At 53.0% G+C, this 19,874-nt stretch carries 15 protein-coding genes and 1 riboswitch; of the genes, 1 reads left to right on the plus strand and 14 read right to left on the minus strand.

Annotated elements, in window-relative coordinates; genetic code table 11:
- Window positions 1-21: 21 nt before the first annotated feature.
- A complete protein-coding gene (treP, locus tag BM322_RS01335; protein ID WP_075428105.1) occupies window positions 22-1,914 on the minus strand; it encodes a PTS system trehalose-specific EIIBC component in 1,893 nt (630 codons plus the stop codon).
- A gap of 177 nt (window positions 1,915-2,091) precedes the next feature.
- On the opposite strand from treP, the gene treR reads away from it, so the two are divergent.
- Complete coding sequence (treR, locus tag BM322_RS01340; protein ID WP_075428106.1) at window positions 2,092-2,817, plus strand: trehalose operon repressor; 726 nt, start codon at window positions 2,092-2,094, stop codon at window positions 2,815-2,817.
- A gap of 201 nt (window positions 2,818-3,018) precedes the next feature.
- On the opposite strand, the gene aguB is transcribed toward treR, so the two are convergent.
- From aguB to BM322_RS01405, 13 genes are all read right to left on the minus strand, one after another.
- A complete protein-coding gene (gene aguB / locus BM322_RS01345; protein WP_075428107.1) occupies window positions 3,019-3,894 on the minus strand; it encodes an N-carbamoylputrescine amidase in 876 nt (291 codons plus the stop codon).
- Window positions 3,895-3,915: 21 nt separating this feature from the next.
- Window positions 3,916-5,022, minus strand: a complete 1,107-nt coding sequence (gene aguA, locus BM322_RS01350) for an agmatine deiminase (RefSeq protein ID WP_075428108.1) — start codon at window positions 5,020-5,022, stop codon at window positions 3,916-3,918.
- Between the two features lies 1 nt (window position 5,023).
- The gene (gene nspC / locus BM322_RS01355; RefSeq protein ID WP_218154589.1) at window positions 5,024-6,199 is read right to left on the minus strand and encodes a carboxynorspermidine decarboxylase; all 1,176 of its coding nucleotides are present in this window, start codon (window positions 6,197-6,199) and stop codon (window positions 5,024-5,026) included.
- Window positions 6,200-6,213: 14 nt separating this feature from the next.
- A complete protein-coding gene (locus tag BM322_RS01360; protein WP_075428109.1) occupies window positions 6,214-7,473 on the minus strand; it encodes a saccharopine dehydrogenase family protein in 1,260 nt (419 codons plus the stop codon).
- A complete protein-coding gene (gene speE / locus BM322_RS01365) occupies window positions 7,470-8,330 on the minus strand; it encodes a polyamine aminopropyltransferase (protein ID WP_075428110.1) in 861 nt (286 codons plus the stop codon). Before speE ends, BM322_RS01360 begins: the two co-directional genes overlap by 4 nt.
- Before the next feature lie 66 nt (window positions 8,331-8,396).
- Window positions 8,397-9,851, minus strand: coding sequence for an aminotransferase class I/II-fold pyridoxal phosphate-dependent enzyme (locus BM322_RS01370; protein ID WP_075428111.1), 1,455 nt, complete (start codon window positions 9,849-9,851; stop codon window positions 8,397-8,399).
- 139 nt (window positions 9,852-9,990) lie between these two features.
- The gene (locus BM322_RS01375) at window positions 9,991-11,310 is read right to left on the minus strand and encodes an MATE family efflux transporter (RefSeq protein ID WP_075428112.1); all 1,320 of its coding nucleotides are present in this window, start codon (window positions 11,308-11,310) and stop codon (window positions 9,991-9,993) included.
- Between the two features lie 200 nt (window positions 11,311-11,510).
- The gene (locus tag BM322_RS01380) at window positions 11,511-14,153 is read right to left on the minus strand and encodes a DEAD/DEAH box helicase (protein WP_075428113.1); all 2,643 of its coding nucleotides are present in this window, start codon (window positions 14,151-14,153) and stop codon (window positions 11,511-11,513) included.
- Entirely contained in the window at window positions 14,153-16,141 is a 1,989-nt protein-coding gene (locus BM322_RS01385; RefSeq protein ID WP_075428114.1) for a site-specific DNA-methyltransferase, read from the minus strand. Before BM322_RS01385 ends, BM322_RS01380 begins: the two co-directional genes overlap by 1 nt.
- Before the next feature lie 69 nt (window positions 16,142-16,210).
- Window positions 16,211-17,185: a hypothetical protein gene (locus tag BM322_RS01390; protein WP_075428115.1), complete on the minus strand. Its 975-nt coding sequence runs from the start codon at window positions 17,183-17,185 to the stop codon at window positions 16,211-16,213.
- Window positions 17,186-17,340: 155 nt separating this feature from the next.
- The gene (locus BM322_RS01395; RefSeq protein WP_075428116.1) at window positions 17,341-17,913 is read right to left on the minus strand and encodes a nitroreductase family protein; all 573 of its coding nucleotides are present in this window, start codon (window positions 17,911-17,913) and stop codon (window positions 17,341-17,343) included.
- A 98-nt stretch (window positions 17,914-18,011) separates the two neighbouring features.
- Window positions 18,012-19,223 carry an OFA family MFS transporter gene (locus BM322_RS01400; RefSeq protein WP_075428117.1) on the minus strand — a complete coding sequence of 404 codons (1,212 nt, stop codon included), beginning with the start codon at window positions 19,221-19,223 and terminating at the stop codon, window positions 18,012-18,014.
- 77 nt (window positions 19,224-19,300) lie between these two features.
- Window positions 19,301-19,382: riboswitch (ZMP/ZTP riboswitch) on the minus strand.
- Window positions 19,383-19,456: 74 nt separating this feature from the next.
- Window positions 19,457-19,816, minus strand: coding sequence for a hypothetical protein (locus BM322_RS01405; protein ID WP_075428118.1), 360 nt, complete (start codon window positions 19,814-19,816; stop codon window positions 19,457-19,459).
- Window positions 19,817-19,874: the final 58 nt, after the last annotated feature.

Below are 19,874 nucleotides of genomic sequence, written 5' to 3' on the forward strand. Positions count from 1 at the left end.
TCTCCTCTCCCATTCCCCAGCTCAGGCAAAATCAGCAATGACAGCGCTGCCATGCTGGGCCTGCATGCCTGTATGCAGTTCCACCGAATGGGCCAAGCCCTTGTTGGTCACGATGCCCAAGATTACGTCATCATGACCGGCAGCATGAATCTTTTGGCGGTCAAACTGCAAGAGCGGCGTACCTGCCTCAACAAAATCGCCCTTCATGACCAGATACTTGAACCCATCGCCCTGCATGTCGACTGTATCAAGGCCAACATGAAGTAACAGCTCCATGCCGTTAGCAAGCTTGAGCCCAACAGCATGACGGGATTCGTCCATGAGCATCGTGACTTCTGCCGCTGCTGGTGCATAAAGCACATCGCCCTGTGGACGGATGGCCAGGCCCTCGCCGACCATGCCTGTCGAGAATACGCCATCATTGACGGCCGACAAGGTGATGACCTCACCATCGGCAAAAGCAGTCAAAACGCCACTGTCTTCTGCCGCGGCAGCGGCCTTGTCGATTTTCTTATGCTTGCCGACTGCAACCGTCAAGGCAAAGGGCACTGCAATGGCAATGAGCATGCTGAGGACAAAGGTCGGCATGAACTGCGGCTGTATCGATAGGATGCCCGGCACGCCACCGACACCAATGGCATTGGCCGTGGTCCCCGTCATGACACAGAGCACAGCTGCACAGGCCGAGCCTGTCATGCCGCAGACGAACGGGAACAGATACTTGAGGTTGACACCGAACATAGCCGGCTCCGTGACGCCGAGCCAGCAGGAGATGAAAGCCGGTACGTTGACTTCCTGGGCCTCCTGATTGCGGCGCTGCAGAAAAATCATACCGAGAACGGCTGCGCCCTGGGCGATATTCGAAAGAGCAATCATCGGCCAGAGCATCGTGCCATGATAGTCAGCAATGAGCTGCAGATCGATGGCATTGGTCATATGATGCAGTCCTGTGATGACCAGCGGCGCATAGATGAAACCGAATACCGCTGCAAAGATTGCCTGGAACGAACCCGTAATGCCCGAGAACACGACGCTAGATACCAGCGAGCCGAGCTTCCAGCCAATGGGGCCCAGCACAAAATGAGCCGCGATGACGGCCAGTGTCAGGCTGCAGAACGGCACGACAATCATCGAGATGACTGCAGGCGTGATGCGCTGGAAGAATTTCTCCAGATAGACGAGGGTAAAGGCTGCCAGGATGGCCGGAATCACCTGGGCCTGATAGCCGATCATATTGACCGTAAAGAAACCGAAATCCCAGAACGGCACCTTATCTGCCGGTGTACCAGCAACAGCATAGGCATTGAGCAGCTGTCCTGACACCAACGTTAAGCCCAGCACGATGCCGAGCATCTGAGTCGTGCCCATCTTCTTCGTGACCGACCAGCAGATACCCACAGGCAGCATATGGAAGACCGCCTCGCCGATGAGCCAGAGGAAACTATCAATGCCCTTCCAGAACGTGCTGATATCGACGAGCGTCTTTGTTCCATCCTCAAACAAGTAGAGCGCATCGATACAATTGCGGAAACCGAGGATAAGACCACCGACGATGATGGCTGGGATGATTGGCGCAAAGATTTCAGCAATGATAGCCACGGCGCGCTGCAAGACATTTTGATTCTGCTGAGCGACACTCTTGACGGCGTCCTTCGATACGCCGCTTACTCCCGATACCTCCGTGAAATCATTGTAGAACTCCGCCACCGTGTTGCCGATGATGACTTGGAACTGGCCCGCTTGCGTGAATGTCCCCTTCACGCATTTCATAGCCTCGATCTGCGCAAGATCCGCTTTTGACGGGTCAATCAGCACAAACCGCATCCGCGTCATGCAGTGCGCAACGGCTGAGATATTTTCCCTGCCGCCCACTAATGCCAGCAGTTGTCTGGCATCTTCCGTATACTTCCCCATGATACAACCCCCTTGTTAATCCAGATCAATAATTCTTTTTCACTTGTTTATACAAGTTTCTATCTACTTTATACCATACTTGTTTAAACAAGTCAATGATTATTTCGTCTTTTCTTTTGACCAGTCAAATTTTCCGCTATATAATAGCCTAAGAACAAAGAAAGGAAATCTTGCATCATGCCAAGAGCAATTTTCACGGACATCTACAAAGATCTCAAGCACAAAATCGAAACAGGCGTCTACGCCTATCAGGACATGCTGCCATCGGAGAACAGTTTGACTGAAACCTATCAGTGCTCACGCAACACGATTCGCCGGGCCCTGTCACTCTTAACCGATAAGGGGTATCTGCAGCCCATGCATGGTAAAGGCGTGCGCATCATCTACCAGCATCACGATCCAGCCGAGTTTTCCATCGGCGGCATCGAATCCTTCCGCGAGTCGGCTGCGCGCAACAAGCTGAACGTCCGCACACAGATCCTCCAATTCGATACCTTGGTCATCGACGAAAAGCTCTCAGCAAAGACTGGCTTTGCCCCAGGCAGCGAAGTTTGGAAAATCATCCGCCTGCGCTATCTCGACGAAAAACCGTTGATCCTTGACGAAAACTATTTCCTGCAGTCCTTCGTCCCCGACCTCACCCCGGAGATTGCCAGCCACTCGATTTACGACCATATCGAAAACAATCTGCACGGTTCCATCGCCCTGAGCAAACGCCGCATGACTGTCGAGAAGGCCACGACCTTTGATGAAACGTATATCGAGCTTGGCGACTACAACTGCCTCGCCGTCGTGACCAGCCAGACCTTCGACGCCGACGGCCGCCAGGTCGAATACACCCAATCCCGCCATCAGCCCGACTATTTCTGCTTCTACGACACAGCAATGCGCTCTCATCGCTGACAGACACAAAAACACCCTTAGCAATGGATTGAAAATTTTCCATCGCCAAGGGTGTTTTTATCTGCGCCTTTCCTATGCAGCTGCATAGTTCGTATTCCGAAGATTGGTTTTGCAGAAATATCCTCATGACAACTCCCCGAAATAGAAAACGGGCAGTTTGACTTGTCAAATCGCCCGCTTGGCATTCTTGCGATATTTCGTTTATTTGACCAGCTCGCCGTAAAGTTCTGGACGGCGGTCGCGGAAAACGCCCCAGCTTTGGCGGTCTTGCCGGCATTGGTCGAGGTCAAAGGTCGCGGTAAGTATCGTTTCGTCGCTGCGGTTGGCCTCAGCGACGAGCGCGCCGGTATTGTCAGCAATAAAGGACGAGCCGTAAAAGCTAAGGGCTGACGACTGGCCGCCGTTTTCCTCGCAGGGCTTGACCTCCTCGACGCCCACGCGGTTGGCCGCAACGACTGGCACGAGATTGCAGCCCGCATGGCCCTGCATGCAGCGGCGCCAATGGGGCATGCTGTCCGCCCCCAGGATGGGCTCGGAGCCGATGGCCGTCGGATAGAGCAGCAGCTCGGCGCCTAAGAGGGCCATGGCCCTGGCCGCCTCGGGGAACCACTGATCCCAGCAGATGCCGACACCGATCTTGCCATAGCGGGTCGTCCAGACCTTGAAGCCTGTATTGCCCGGCGTGAAGTAGAACTTTTCCTGGTAGTAATGGTCGTCAGGAATATGGGTCTTGCGGTAGATGCCGAGGACCTTGCCATCGGCGTCCAGCATCGCAATGCTGTTGAAGAGCCGCGTGCCATCCTTTTCATAGAAACTGATGGGCAGTACGACCTCAAGCTCGCGGGCAACCTGCTTAAAATGCTGCACCGCCGGATTTTCCTCGGCCGTTGTGGCAAAGTCATAGAATTCATACTGCCGCTGCTGGCAGAAATAGGGCCGCTCGAAAAGCTCGGGCAGCAGGATGACATTGGCCCCCTGCTTCGCCGCTTGCCGCACCAGTGCATCGGCCTTCTGGATATTTTCCTGTACGTCAGCCGTCATCTGCATCTGCACGGCAGCTACGGTCACATTTCGCATCGAATCACCTCGTTGATCAAATCATACTGCTGGTATCTGCTGGGTCAGGCAATGGAAATTACCCCCGCCGACAATAACAGCCCGGGCAGGCACCCCCACGACCTTGCGCTCGGGGAAACAATCGCCCAGGATGCGCAAAGCCTCCGCATCCATCCGATCGCCGAACTGCGGCACGATGACCTTGCCGTTGCAGATATAGAAATTGACATAGCTGGCCGCAAGGCGCTCGCCAGGCTCGCGCCTATCTTCGCCATCAGCAAAGGCAAAGCTGTTTGCCTCTTCGGCCGTGATGCAGACAGGCTGCTCAGGAATGGGCACCTTGTGTACCACCAGCCGGCGTCCCTTGGCATCCGTTTCCCCTTCGAGAACGGCAAGGTCAGCCTGGCTAAGTGCATACTGCGGGTCCTTTTCGTCATCGGTCCAGGCCAGCACGGCTTCGCCAGGCCGGACAAAGGCAAAGACATTATCGACATGCTCATTAGTCTCGTCATTGTAGATGCCCCGGGGCAACCAAATGATTTTGGTTACGCCCAGATAGTCCTTCAACTTCTGCTCAATCTGTTCTTTGGTAAGCTGGGGATTGCGTCCCGCACTCAACAGGCAGGCCTCGGTCACCACCGCTGTGCCTTCGCCATCCACATGGATGGAACCACCCTCGAGCACGAAGTCCCCGGCATCGTAACAGGTATCCCCCAGCGCCGCTGCCATCAGCGGTGCCGCCGCATCATCCCGGGCGTAGTCGGGATACAGGCCGTCAACGTCGCCGCCCCAGGCATTGAAACGCCAATTGATGCCGCGGCGCTTCCGGCCGTCCACCACATAGGTCGGCCCCATATCCCGCGCCCAGGCATCATCCGTGGGTATCGGCAGATAATGGATATGCTGCTGAGGCAGATGGGAAAGCATCGCCTCCGCCTGGACGCGATGCGCGTCATCGACGAGCAGATAGAGCTCCTCCACGGCCGAGATTTCCTCGATGAGCCGCACGAACACCGGCTGTACGTCCCGGCCGCCATGGGTCCAGGAGCCAGGGCGCACCGGCCAGATCAGGAACGTGCCCGCGTGCGGGGCAAACTCCGCGGGCATATGAAAGCCATCCGCGGTGGGCGTAGTATTTCTTATCAACATATCACGACAGCCTTCCCTTGAAATCCTCATAGCCGAACTTCTTCACCAGCGTGCAGGCGCCATCTTTATCCATGCGCCAGATTGCAGGCAGCGCCATGCCGTTGAAGGTATTGTTCTTGACCATCGAGTAGATGGCCATATCTTCAAAATAGAGCCGGTCGCCACTGACGATGGACCGGTCAAAGGAGTAATCGCCGATGATGTCCCCCGCCAGGCACGTGCACGAGGATAGCCGGTAGGTATGGGCTTTCTCTCCCGCCTCGCCGGCGTCTTTGAGCGGCGGCCGGTACGGCATCTCCAGCACGTCGGGCATATGGCAGGCCGCTGACGCATCGAGTATGAGGATCTGCGTGCCGTGGTTTCTGACAATATCGAGCACCTCGGTCACCAGATAGCCGGCATTGAGTGCTACGGCCTCGCCCGGCTCCAGATAGACATCGACGTCATATTCCTCCCTGGCCTTCCGGACCAGCTCGATGAGCAGCCCGCGGTCGTAATCCTCACGGGTGATATGATGGCCGCCGCCCATATTGAGCCAGCAGATATTCCCGCGCTTCAGCCAGCTGCCGAACTTTTCACGCACTGCAGCCAGCGTCTTCGCCAGCGCCGGACTGTCCTGCTCGCAGAGGGTATGGAAGTGCAGGCCGCCGAGTAAATCAAAAAGCTCGGGAGAGGCCGACACAGCCTCCGCAAAGGCCTCCGCCGTGACGCCGAGGCGCGAGCCCGGCGCACAGGGATCATAGATGGCATGATCCTGGGTCGAGCATTCGGGGTTGATGCGCAGGCCGATGCCATGCTCCACCCCGCGCATCTCCTGGATGCGCTTGACCAGCGGCCCGAAGCGGCGCAGCTGGTTGAAGGAGTTGAAGATGACATGGTCGCAGATGGCCGCGATCTTCTCGATCTCCTCGGGCCGGTAAGCAGGCGAAAACACATGGTTCTCGCCTGCCATCTCCTCATGGCCGAGCCTTGCCTCGTAGAGCCCGCTGGCCGTGGCGCCATCGAGATAGCGGCCGATCAGCGGATACTCGGCAAACATCGAAAAGCATTTCTGGGCCAGAAGGATCTTACAACCAGCCTGCTCCTTGACGTCCTTCAATATCTGTAAGTTCTTTTCCAGTGCCCCTTCGTCGACCACATAGGCCGGCGTCGGCACCTGCTTGATTGTTATGGACATGCTTTCGTTCCCTATCAGTCAACCAGCACCGGATTCTCTACGACCTTCCAGGGCAGACCCCATTTGTTGAGGGCTTCCATATACGGGTCGGGATCGAACTCATCGGTGGTAAATACGCCCGGCTTCTTCCACTGGCCGGTCACGACGAGCATCGCACCGATCATCGCCGGCACGCCCGTCGTGTAGGAGATGGCCTGGGAGCCAACTTCCTTAAAGCACTCCTGATGATCGCAGACGTTATAGATGTAGATGGAGCGCTCCTTGCCATCCTTCTTGCCCGTGAAGATGCAGCCGATATTCGTCTTGCCCTTCGTGCGCGGGCCCAGGGACGCCGGATCCGGCAACAGTGCCTTGAGGAACTGGATCGGCACGATTTCCTGCCCGTTGTAGTTTATCGGCGTCGTCGAAAGCATGCCGACGTTTTCGAGGCAGCGCATATGGTCCAGATAGCTCTGGCCAAAGGTCATGAAGAAGCGGATGCGCTTGACTTCAGGCATATTGCGGCCCAGGGCTTCGATTTCCTCATGATGCAGCAGGTACATATCCTTCTTGCCCACGCCCTCGAAGTCGTATTCCCGCTTGATGCTCATGGCCGGTATCTCCACCCACTTGCCATTTTCCATATAGGAGCCCGGTGCCGAGACCTCGCGCAGGTTGATCTCGGGATTGAAGTTCGTGGCAAAGGCATAGCCGTGATCGCCGCCATTGCAGTCGAGGATATCGATGGTGTCGATGGTATCGAAGTAATGTTTCTTGGCATAGGCCGCAAAGACCGACGTGACGCCCGGGTCAAAGCCCGTGCCCAAAAGGGCCGTAAGGCCGGCCTGTTTGAACTTGTCCTCATAGGCCCACTGCCAGGAATAGTCAAAGTAAGCCGAGAAGCCAAGCTCCTTGCAGCGCTTGTCGTAAATCTTGCGCCACTCGGGGTCTTCGGTGTCCTCGGGCTCGAAGTTCGCCGTATCGATATAATCGACACCAGCTGCCAGGCAGGCATCCATGATCGTGAGGTCCTGATACGGCAGCGCCACATTCAGGACGGCATCGGGCTGGTACTCCTTGATGAGTTTCGTCAAGGCTTCGGCATCATCGGCATCGATCTGCGCCGTCGTGATCTTCGTCTTCGTCTGGCCCTGCAGTTTCTCCTTCAGGGCATCGCACTTGGACACCGTGCGGCTGGCAATCAACAGTTCATCGAAAACGCCATCGTTCTGGCACACCTTATGGATGGCAACACTTGCCACACCGCCACAGCCGATAATCATCAATTTGCTCATTTTCTCGTCTCCTCCTCTGACAGGATATCCTCTACGTACTTGGGCAGCATGAAGGCGCCCTTATGCAAATGGGTGGTATAATACCAAGTCTTCAATTCGCGCTTGTTCCAGCGCTTGGCATCGAAATCCTTGAGCGGATGGTATTTCTTCGATGCAAAGCCGAACATCCAGATACCTGCCGGGCAGGTCGGGATGCTGGCCTGATAGACGCGGCTCACCGGGAAGCTCTGATAGGCCTTGCGGTGCATTGCGCGGAACGCCGCCTCATCCTCATCGTAGAATGGGCTGCCGTGCTGATAGACCATGATGCCATCGTCATGCAGTGCCCGGTAACAGTTGCCATAGAACTCCCGCGTAAACAGCCCCTCGGTATGGCCGAAAGGGTCCGTCGAATCGTTGATGATGAGGTCGTATTTGTCACGGCAGCGGCGCAGGAAGCGCAGGCCGTCCATATTCGTGATCTTGACGCGTGCATCGTCAAAGCCCTTGGCCGTCTCGGGGAAAAACTCCCGGGACACCTCGATGAACATCTCATCGGGCTCGACCACATCGATGGACTCGATCTCGGGATACTGGGTGAGCACCTTGGCCACACCGCCATCGCCACCGCCGATAATCAGTACATTCCTGACCTCGGGATGAACGGCCATGGGCACGTGCACCACCATTTCGTTATAGATGAATTCGTCGGCCTCCGAGAAGATGATTTCGCCGTCCAGCACAATCATGCGGCCGAATTCGTTGGACTCAAAGACATCAATCCGCTGATACTCGCTCTGCTTGGAGAACAGCTGTCTATCCACGCGCACGGAAGTCTTGACGTTTTCCGTATCCATCTGTGAAAACCATATTTCCATTGCTTCGGTTCCTCCCCTGTTGACAAGTCAAAGTGACCGGTCAACTTGACATGTCAGGCTGACTTGTCAAGTTTCCGTCAAAATGCGCAATTCCCGGCACTCCGGGTCCTGCGTTCCCTGCAGGGAACAGCCTTTTTCCCGCGCGTATTCGATATAGGTAAGTATCTCTTCGGTGATGCGCTCGCCCGGCGTCAGGATAGGGATGCCCGGCGGATAGCACATGAGCATCTCCCCCGAGATGCGGCCCACCGTATCCTTCAACGGCAGGCGTTCACCCTTGGCGTAGAAGGCCTCCTTGGGGCTCATGACGAGCTCGGGGGCGATAAACTCGCCGCAGTAGAGCTCCCGCTTGTCCTTGGCAAAGCGGCCCGCGATATCCTCGAGTGCCCCAACCAACCGCTCGATGTCGCGGATGCGGTCGCCAATCGAGATGTAGGCCAGGATGTTGCCGATATCGCCGAACTCGATCTGGATATCGTACTCATCCCGCAGCATGTCGTAGACCTCGATGCCCGTCATGCCGATGCCCTGCGTGAATACCGACAGCTTCGTCACATCGAAGTCATAGACGCTGTCCCCATCGATAAGCTCACGGCCATAGGCATAGAAGCCGCCGATGTCGTTAATCTCCGACCGCGCATACTCGGCCATCGAGCTGACCTTCTCAAAAGCCTCGCAGCCATGCAGGGCAAGGTTGCGGCGGGAGAGATCAAGGCTGGAAATCAAAAGATACGAAGCACTCGTCGTCTGGGTGAGGTTGATGATCTGCTGCACATACTCGGCATCGACGCCCTCACCGCAGAGCAGGATGGAGCTCTGGGTCAGGCTGCCGCCTGACTTGTGCATCGACACAGCAGCCAGGTCGCCGCCAGCTGCCATGCCCGAAATCGGCAGATTCTTACCGAAGTAGAGATGGGTGCCATGGGCCTCGTCGACCAGCACCTTCATGCCTGCCGCATGGGCGGCACGCACGATGCCCTTGAGGTCCGAGGCAATGCCGTAATAGGTCGGATTGTTGACAAAGATGGCCTTGGCCCGCGGATGCTCGCGGATGGCCTTTTCCACGTCACTGAGGGCCATGCCCGTCGCGATGCCGATCTGATGATTGACGCGCACGGGCACATAGACCGGGATGCCGCCGCAGAGTACCAGCGCATTGATGACGCTCTTGTGCACGTTGCGCGGCAGCAGTATCTCGTCGCCAGCGCGCACTGTCGCCAGCACCATCGCCTGCACGGCCGAGGTCGTGCCATTGACCATAAAGAACGCATGCTGCGCACCAAAAGCATCCGCGGTAAGCTCCTCGGCCTCGCGGATGACAGATATCGGGTGGCTTAAATTGTCGAGCATCTTCATCGAGTTGACATCGACCCCTACGCATTTCTCACCCAAAAAATCGAGCAGCTCCGGATTGCCGCGCCCACGCTTATGCCCGGGCACATCAAAAGGAACCACCCGCCGCTTGCGCAGTTCGAGCAGTGCCTCATAAACCGGAGCTGTATGCTGATTGATTCGATCCATGTACCTTCTTCCCTTTGATTGCGAAATATCTAACAATTATCACTAATGTTGCTACTTATAAAGTTTAACATCTTCGGTTGATATCGTCAATTTTACTTTCACGTAATATGACTTCAACCACTTTTCCTGTTGCTGCCTGTCATTTTGCCAGACTTATACGATATAAAACGGCCGCAATGACAACCGTCACGATATCGGCCGCCAGCTGAGCGGCAATGACGCCCGTATAGCCAAACCACAAGGGCAGGATGGCAAGCGCCAAGGCATAGACGATGCCCTGGCGGCAAAGCGACAGGATGAGCGACGGCAGCCCCTTGCCCGTGGCCTGGAAGGTGCAGATGAGCACCAGACCGATGCCCATGAAGACGATGGCTGGCAGCTGCCAATAGAGTATCGTGACGCCCTGCTCGATGAGCGCAGGCTCCTCGAGGAAGACATGGACGACCTGCCGGGCAAAGAGGGCAAGCCCCAAAGCCAGCACCACGCTTGTCCCCACCACGGCCTGCAGGGCAAAGGCAATGACTTTTTTCAGGCGCGCTTTATCCCTGGCCCCATAGGTATAGCCGATAAGCGGCTGCCCGCCAAAGGCCAGCCCCACGACCACCAGGGCCACGATCATGATGATCTTCATGACGATGCCCATGACGGCAATCGCATCACTGCCATAGGGCAGCAGGCTGCGGTTCGTCATCGCGATGCCGAAGGTCTGGGTGAAATTCGTCACGGCTGCCGCCAGGCCGATCGTGAAGATTGCCCGGATCTCCGTGCGGTCAATCCGCAGTCCCGGCAGGTCCAGCGACAGCTCCGCACAGTGACGCCGGATATAGCGCACGGCATAGAGATCCGAGCAGATATAGCCGATGGCCGTTGCCAGTGCCGCACCAGCTGCGCCAAGTTCAAGCCCGAAAATCAGCACAGGGTCCAGCGCGATATTGACAGCAGCACCGAGGATGGAAGCATTCATCGAGATCTTCGGGCAGCCGGCCGTACGCAAGAGGTTCGTCGGCACCAGCGAGAAAATCACGAACGGTGCGCCAGCGATAAACCAGGAATAATAGGCCGCTGCATGCGCCGTTACCTCACCTTCTGCCCCCAGCAATGCCAGCATCTCAGGCTCAAAGGCCAAAAGGACTGCTGCTGCCACAATGCCAAAAGCGAGGGCCCCATAAAAGCAAAAAATGCTGAGCCGTTTGCCATCATCCTTGCAGCCGGCGCCAAACAGCCGCGCAATCACCGAGCTGCCGCCAAGCCCAAACAAATCGCCAAAGGCCAGCATCAGCGTAAAGAGCGGCGTGCAGATGGATACACCCGCAATCAAGGCCGTATCACCCGTCAAGGCGATAAAGAACGTATCGGCCATGCTGTAGACGAGCTGCACGACCATGCTCATGACAACGGGCAGGGCCAGCGTCATATACGCCTTCGGTATCGGCGTCCGCGCAAACAATTCATCGGTCATCGAAAAACATTCCTCCCTCAAATAAAAAAAACATCCATAACCCGAAACTGCCGGATTATGGATGTCCTTACCGTAGCGATTTCTCGCCCTACTATCATTTGCTTATATGATTTGCTGTCACTATCATAACATACGGCAGTCGAAAAGTCACTAAATGTTTCCAGCTCCTCTTAATTGATTGCAGACAGCACTGAAAACTTTTACACAATATTGGTCACTGGCTGTGCAAGAACCTTCAAATCATCCCAAGAATCTGACTGTGCAATATCATCTTCATAGGCAATCAGATAACCCCATTTCTGTCCTTCGTATTCTTTTTCAACCACTAACTTTCTTACTAGGGATTCAGCAGCCTTTCTCTTCGCCTGAACTGTTTCATCATCACGGCCGCGCTTGTCTTTTCCCTCAATAATCCAATATGTGTCAGTATCATCGCATGCCACAAAATCGGGGAAATACCTGTCTCTTGCCGTATAATAAATATATGTACCATACGAAGGATGCAGCCTGTGCCACCACTTGATATGCGGTGAGGTATTCAAAATCTTAGCCAATTCGTACTCACCACTATATGAATCAAATGATTCATTTTCAAATAAGGATTTGAACCATCCTGAATAATATCGTTTAGGCACGAAATCAGCTCTGGAATCAATGGGATCATGTACATATTCTCCAAATGGCAGTGTAACATCATTCTTAAGGTTGATTTCCTTGGGCTGTATTTTAGCCATCTCTTTGATGCCCTGTCGCACTTTTTTGATATAGCCCTGCAACACACCTCGAAGCTGTATTTCTGCCGACGTCAATGATTTTATTGTCCAACCAGATAGCTGCACAGATTTCATAAATTTGGGAACAAGGAACTTTTTGACATAAAGTGCAGTCTTTTGGTTAGTAGGAATAAGCTGCATCTTCATCACTAACTTGACAAGTGCGGCAGCTGCATCTTCATCACCTACACGAATAGAATCCACCTCTGCACTCTCGACATCAACAGTTCGTAGCTCTTTCTTGCCCAAAGCAGCCACGATTTCTTTACGGTACATGATATCACCTGTGGATGTAACTTTCTTGGCAGCTGACTCAATCTCTTTATCATCGATTTCAGAAAGATCAATTGGCGGTTGATTCAGTTCTACCACTGTAACTGGGAATTTATATGTTACGTTTGCAAATTTAGGATTTCTGCTTATAACAACTGGTAACCAATTATATTCCGCCTCTCGTTCTTCCAGCTCATCAGGAATAGACCTGATTCCAACCGTTGTCGCCCTATGGGAGGAGTCATATATGGCTCCCTGCTCATGGAAAGTACCTGTGGTGGCAATAGATTCAGTATTTTCATTTCCATAATCACCGCTGTGCTCACCAGCCTGCTCGACCATATTCATCCCATGTTGACTCTTCACTGCCGAAGATGCATTTTGAGAAGGACCTGATGTCCTATCTGCTTCTGCATCATTCATGCCGCTTTCGGCTACATTACGCACAGTCTTATTGAAATCAGCTTGTCTGGATGGATCCATAGCCTCTTCCAACCCGAACTGCTGCAAAACATTTTCTGCCTTAAGCAACTCCACGAATGATTGATGGGCTATGATATCCAGCTGATCAATTTGCTGGATACCAGTATACTTGCCAAAAGGCAAACGCAAACCGCGCCCCATGGTCTGCTGGGTAAGCACCTCAGAGGCCATAGCCCTAAGTGTCACCATCACTGCGATATTCTTGACATCCCAGCCCTCTTTGAGCTTATTGACGCTCACTACGGCCAATACAGGAGAATCCGGCTTGTCTAGATTCTCCAGAAGTGCTTGCGTGGCAGCATCGTCATGCTGTGAATCAACCTGCAGCACGGCTGCATCATTTCCCAGATATTCCGGCGAGCGCAGAATTCCAGCGACTTGTGTAGCATGCTCGACATCCGCACAAACAACAAAAGCAATTGCATTCAAATGTGACAATTCGTGCTCCGCAGTATAGTGATCATAATATTTCTGCTTTAGGGAACGCAACTGCAAGGCATCCCGCAACTGCTGTTCCTCAGCAGCTTGGTCTTCGCCATAGCCTTTTTTACGAAAAGCCAGTACTGGCCCCTTGACATAGTGATCTTGAATAGCCTGATACAGAGGATATTTATAAATTACATAATCCTCAGGCAGCACTGATGCCGTAAGTCCAATAGACGCTGCCGGATTAAGTTCCTGCAACGCAGCATTGAAAGCCTCTGCACTGGACGAGTATAGATGCGACTCATCTGCTATAAGAACAAGATCATCCAAGCCTTTCAAATAGTCAAACAATACACCAGCATGTTCATCAAACCGACGTGGCTTGCGACGTACTGCATCCTGCGTATCTCCTGTTGTATCACCTTCCATATCCTTCGGCGCAATCAACTGTTGGATATTGAAGATAAACGCCAGCATTGGCACCTCTCGTCCATAGATTAAGTTAGGCGCACCATTGATGCGGGCAATCCAAGCAGAATAGTCTTGTGGCGTAACTACAGCCGGCGGTACGGCTGCACCGGTGATGTATTTTCCACTGCCGGGAGTGAAGTTCTTTATCGTTTTAGACTGCACTACTTTACCCGGCGTGACGATGACAACATTTCCGATTCCCTGACGCCGCAGATATTCCATCAGGGCAGCCATCAGATAGGTCTTGCCCACACCTGTGGCCAGGTTCAGCACCTGCATGACTTTTGGATTATAATTCCCATTAAGAGCAAACAAAAGACGTTTGAGCGCATTTTTATTCGGTTCACGCAGGTCAAATTCAGCACTTATGGAATCAACCAGGCTGGAATCATACTCTATATTTAATTTGTTAGCCATCAATCGACACCTCCTGAGTAATTGAAAAGGTTATCAGGAATGACTAATACCTTCCCACCTTTACAATTCTTGCGTAAATACTCCCTTACTCCATCCATTACACTAGTCGCTGCCACAATTACCGTTTCATCTGATTCCAGCTGCGAAACCAGCCAATCAATGATTTCTTTGGTTGCCACACCATCTATGACCTTCAGCAAATTCTTCCCACGCCGTCCATCAAAGACCGTGCCCGGTGTGTTCTTGATGTAGCTAAATTCCAGATTTGCCACTACAGACTTCACCAAAGTTTCGCCTTTAGCTTCTTCTGTCAAAAATACGCTTCCCAGAGCTGGGCTGTAATCAAAACAGGCTGGTGACAAATGCGCAACTTGAAAGCCTCCGCCACCACGCCAGTTGATAACCTCCTTCTCGTTCTGCGTTTTGGCCAATGCTTTCAACTTTTTGATGACAGCATGCTTTTTCAGCTCCTCGTCATCAGCTATCAGTTTATTTAACACAGAAGTGAATTTTGCCGCATCCTCCGGCAAGACCCCCTCGGGGAGCTCCACCCCTGATGCGGCTATGCGCTTCCCTTTAGTACGTGTGATGCCGCCTTCATCTTGGTCATTAACGACCTTTACTAAACGTGGCTTAGTATATCGGTTGAAATTGTCCTCCAACAGTTCACAAGTCACCCATCTGCGCCCCATCTTCTGCGCCACAGCAGCCGTCGTACCTGAGCCTGCAAAACAGTCCAGCACAATATCGCCAGGATTGGTCGCGATATGAATAATACGTTGCAAGAGTTTTTCTGGCTTTGGTGTTGCAAACGGCGGTTCATTTGGAAACAGCTTTTTGCTTTCCGCCTTGCTGTTACGGTTACTGCCAGTCTCTTTGAAGTTCCAGATAGTGCGTGGCACAATACCCTTATCCGGCAAATAGCCCTTGATCTGCACAGTTCTGCCCTCATTGATAAAATACACCATAGGCAGCACTCCCTTGGCTACCTCCTGCGCTTCCTTACATGCAGTTTCAAATGGTTCTTTCAGCAACAAAGCACTAACTCCCATTTGTATACTATTTTTGTCAATACCACACACTTCTGCTCTTCTGTCCGCATCATCTATTTCTCTTTTTTCATATGCCGTATATTTTGACAACTCAGCATACATCTGCTGCTGACCTAAACGCCAACAACCACCAATTGGTGGATACAATAATTCCCCCGTAAATGGTGATTGAACTGCATAAACCATACCTTGATGAGTAGCAGCCCCTGGTCCATGTCCAGGCTTAGCCAGCCAAGGTTTGGGGTCTCCATCTGGTGAATCATAAATGGAATCCTGCTTAGCCGTACGTGGTAGCCTGTTCAGCCTCCATTCCGGATTACGGGAATAGACATAAATATAGTCCTGATCAAGCGAAAACTGCTTGGCATCGTTGCGGCTGGTATCAGCCTTGCCCCAAATCACCTCGGTGACGAAATTCTGCTCCCCAAAAATCTCATCCAACAGCAGCCTCATCCTATGGTTCTCAGATGTGTCTAAATGCACCCAAACAGAACCATCCTTTGACAAAAGCCTCTTGATATGCAAAAGCCGATCCCGCATCATAGTCAGCCAGACAGAATGCTCCAGATTGTCCTCATAAGACGCAAAAGCCTTTGATGTGTTAAAGGGCGGATCTATATACACCAGTTTGACCTGTCCAAGATACTCCTTGGCTAGTTCTGGCACCCGAGTTATGGTCTCCAATACATCGCCTGATTCTCCCAGAATCATCAAATTCTTCGTTTGAGGCTCATAATCTGCCTGAGGTGAGTATTGATATTTATCGCTTTTGGGTGACTGCTCTCCTCGAATATACTCATCATAGATAAGCGTGTGCGTTTCACAATACCTCGGATCTGAAGGATTCACCCATTTATACCCATATCTCCCTGCTTCAGTCGGTATCAAAGCCATATCCTTATTATACCAGGTAAGCTCCAATCTTTTATTCGACATATACCCTCCCAATAATATCAATGTTTCCCATAAAAAGACGCATGGCATAGCACCATGCGCCATCTATAGTCAATTATTATCCTTCTTGACTACCCGCATAATCTTTTCTTCCGTCCAGCCGCTGGCAATTTTAATGATGGACAAATCTTTTCCAGCATTCCATAGGTTCATTATTACCTCTATCGTTTTCGCTTCAGCTCCCTGTGCTATTCCCTGTGTTAACCCACGCTCATAAATGCCTTCGCTCAAATTGCACATCGTTCTCAACTCCTCTTCCATTTCAGCAGTAACTTCAATATCAAACTTCTTCCTTAGAATTTCACTCTTTTCTTCAGCGGTCTTATCTGTCTCCTGGAATATCACCTGCAGCATGGACAGCATCTTGTTCCGTACCGGCCCCGATGCCAGATAGACCATCACGATGTTAATCAGGTCATAATTTTCCTGCGGTTCCTTGTACTTGCCAACCAGATGACGCTCCGCCATACGATAGTGGTTGATGACACTCCTGTCCGCAGGTGATTCCATACATATCCAAATGGTGTATACCTTCTTGACCTCACTGTAATCAGAGCCACTGAATTCCGTTTCCTTCTGCGATGATATCAACCTGCTGGCATAGAATACGGCTCTTTTCGTTAGGATATATTTTAACGTAGATTCCGAAAATGTCTTCTGAGCCTCTATATTGATGATGAGACGTATGCGTTCGCCACTATCCGGAATAATGGCATGGAAAATTATGTCAAAGGTAATCCAGCCCTCTGTGACATCGCCTGCTTCATTGCGCAGTCCCTTTATCTTCTTCGGTTTTTTCACCACGTTCGTTTTGCCAGGATTTACCGGCACATCGCTGACCTGAATATCGCCCTCGATACACTTCTCAGCGATGTCTTTGATACTTGCGTTCTTAAACTCCGGCACGGTTCCCTTCAACAGGTACGCAGCTACAGACCTTTCCGACAAGATATTCTTGGCAGCAAGATCATACTGAGGATTATTAAAACCAAGCAGTTCTTCTGCTGACGTTTGGCTTTGTGTCATTGATAGCGACTCCTCTCTCTTGCCTGAATTATATCACAAATCATCATACCCATAAAGTCCTGCAACAAGTGTTACGCCCTATTAACAATGCCTATTCTTACATTCCCCCGGTCATGATTCCGCCCTATTTATGTACGAATGCCGCTGGTTGAAAATCACGTCTGCACTTTGACCCGCTGCGCGATGTCTTCCTTCTCCTTAGGCTCCGGCCCGGCAGCGATGCCGCCAAACGGCATCTGGGCGATGAGTTTCCAGGAAGCCGGCAGGGCAAACAAGGTATGCACGGCCTCGTCAATGACCGGATTGTAGTGCTGGATACTAGCCCCGACCTCCAAATCGCGCAAGGCTGTCCAGGCAGCAAACTGCAACATGCCGTTAGCCTGCTGCGCCCATAGCGGGAAGTTTTCCGCATACATGGGAAACTGCCCCTGCAAGTTCCTTACAACATCTTCATCGTAGAAATAGAGCACCGTACCCGCGCCAGCCTTGAAGCCGTCAATCTTCTCACGTGCTACCTTGCCGTCAAAGGCATCGTAAATCACGTCCCAAAGCACATCCTGCTTCCTGCCGAGCGCCACCACGACACGCGCCGACCTCATATTGAACGCATCAGGCGTCAGCTCTGTTGCCTGCTCCACCACCTCGCGGATCTTCTCGGCCGTGACCGGCAGCTCCTTATTGATTTGATAATACGAGCGGCGCCTGCCCATAGATTCCAGGATTCCCATAAAAAAACCTCCCTTGCTATGCAAAATTTTCTTTGTCTACGCTTGTATTCGCGTCCGACAAGGAAAAGTCCTGCCAAGGGAGGCCCAGCGATATTTTCTTAGGTATTTGCCGTCTTGACGGCGGCAGCTGCGCGGCTGCCATGCAGTTTCAACACCGCAGCCAGCAGGAAGTTCAGCACGAAGCAGCCGGCAAAGAACAGCAGCGTCGCCGAATAGCTATGCGTATGCTCCCAGAACCACGAAACGATGGTCGGACCGGCCACGCCAGCAATGCCCCAGGCCGTCAGCACACGGCCGTGGATCGCGCTTAACTCACGCGTGCCGAAGATATCGGCAAGATAAGCCGGCATGCACGAAAAGCCGCCACCATAGCAGCTGATGATCAGAAACACGAGCAACTGGAACATCAGCGCATCGCTTGTGCCCGCCAGCAAGTAAAAGGCACCGATCTCCAGCGCGAAAAACACCATGTAGGTGAGCCCGCGCCCCAAATAATCCGAGAGCGTCGACCAGACAATGCGCCCGCCGCCATTCAAGAGCCCGATGATGCCAACCATGGACGCCGCCTGGGCCGCATCCATGCCGGCAACCTGCTGGGCCATCGGCGAGGCCACAGCCAGCAGGCCGATGCCGCAGGTGATATTGACAAAGAACACCCACCAGAGCGCCCCGAACTGCCAGGTCTTGATGGCCTCAGCCGCCGTAGCGCCATGCTGGATGCGCGTGACCTGTGCCCTGCCCTTCTGCTGCACAGGCGGCTTCAGGTAAAGGGCTGACGCCCCCATCAAGACCATGTAGACCGCCCCCAGGATCAGGAAATTGTCCACCAGACCAACCCGTGCCGTCAAGAACTGCATGACAGGCCCTGCCACCAGCGCGGCAAAGCCGAAGCCCATGATGGCAAGCCCCGTCGCAAAGCCGCGGTGCTGCGGGAAATACTTGACGAGCGTCGATACCGGCGTGATATAGCCGACACCAAGGCCGATGCCGCCGATGACACCATAGAAAAGATACAAGAGCAGCAAGCTGTGCAAATGGAGCGCCAGCGCTGTGCCGAACATGCCCGTGCCAAAGAACAGCATGGCCAGCAGCCCGCTCTTCTTCGGCCCATGTTTTTCCACAAACCGGCCCAAGAAACCTGCCGACATGCCAAGAAACAGGATTGCCAGAGAAAACGCCCCTGTCGTCTGCGCAAGCGTAGTCCCCATTTGTGCCATAATCGGGCGCGTCAGGACACTCCAGGCATAGACGCTGCCGATGGAAATATGGATTCCCACCGCAGCCAACGCAATGAGCCAACGATTTCGCATGAAAACCATCCTTTCTGCTGCCTGCGCAGCAACGAGAAAAAGAGCTTTCATCCAAACAAAAAACCGTCTGGACAAAAACTCTCTGCCCAGACGGTCGGCTTGTTAAACCTTGCAGTACATGTGGTCGATTCCACTAATCCGTCAGTCCTGCACGGCATTATCGACTTGTAAGCTTAGTTTAACCATTGACGTTTGACTTGTCAAGTCTTTTGCAGCTGCTGCCCATCTCGCGCTTAGAAGGACCCGCCATTGGCCAGCCATGCCTTCGCCGTATATTCGCTCAGGCCTACTGCATCGATGCGGAATACATTGCCGCTCGAACCCGTGCGCAGATCCTTGACGCTTACATAGCCGACCTGCGTCAGATAGCCGCCATTGAGTGCCTCGATGACATCATGGTCTTCGAGCGGATAATCGCCCGGGTACTCCACGATGGTGCCGACCGAATACCCTTCACAGGTATAGATCGCAACCTTCGGCCCTACTGAGGTATTGATCATGCCATCGATGCTTCCTCCCGAAACATGTGCCATGCAGATACTCGAAAGCCCCATCATCAGAACTGCCAGCAAAGTCATAATACGCGTTTTCATGATAAATTCCTCCTTGCATTTCCCGCTGTGCGGTTTGGTTTGTTTTGCTATTTGTTCT

The sequence above is a fragment of the Selenomonas sp. GACV-9 genome, from assembly GCA_900116485.1.
Taxonomy (GTDB): Bacteria; Bacillota; Negativicutes; order Selenomonadales; family Selenomonadaceae; genus Selenomonas_A; species Selenomonas_A ruminantium_G.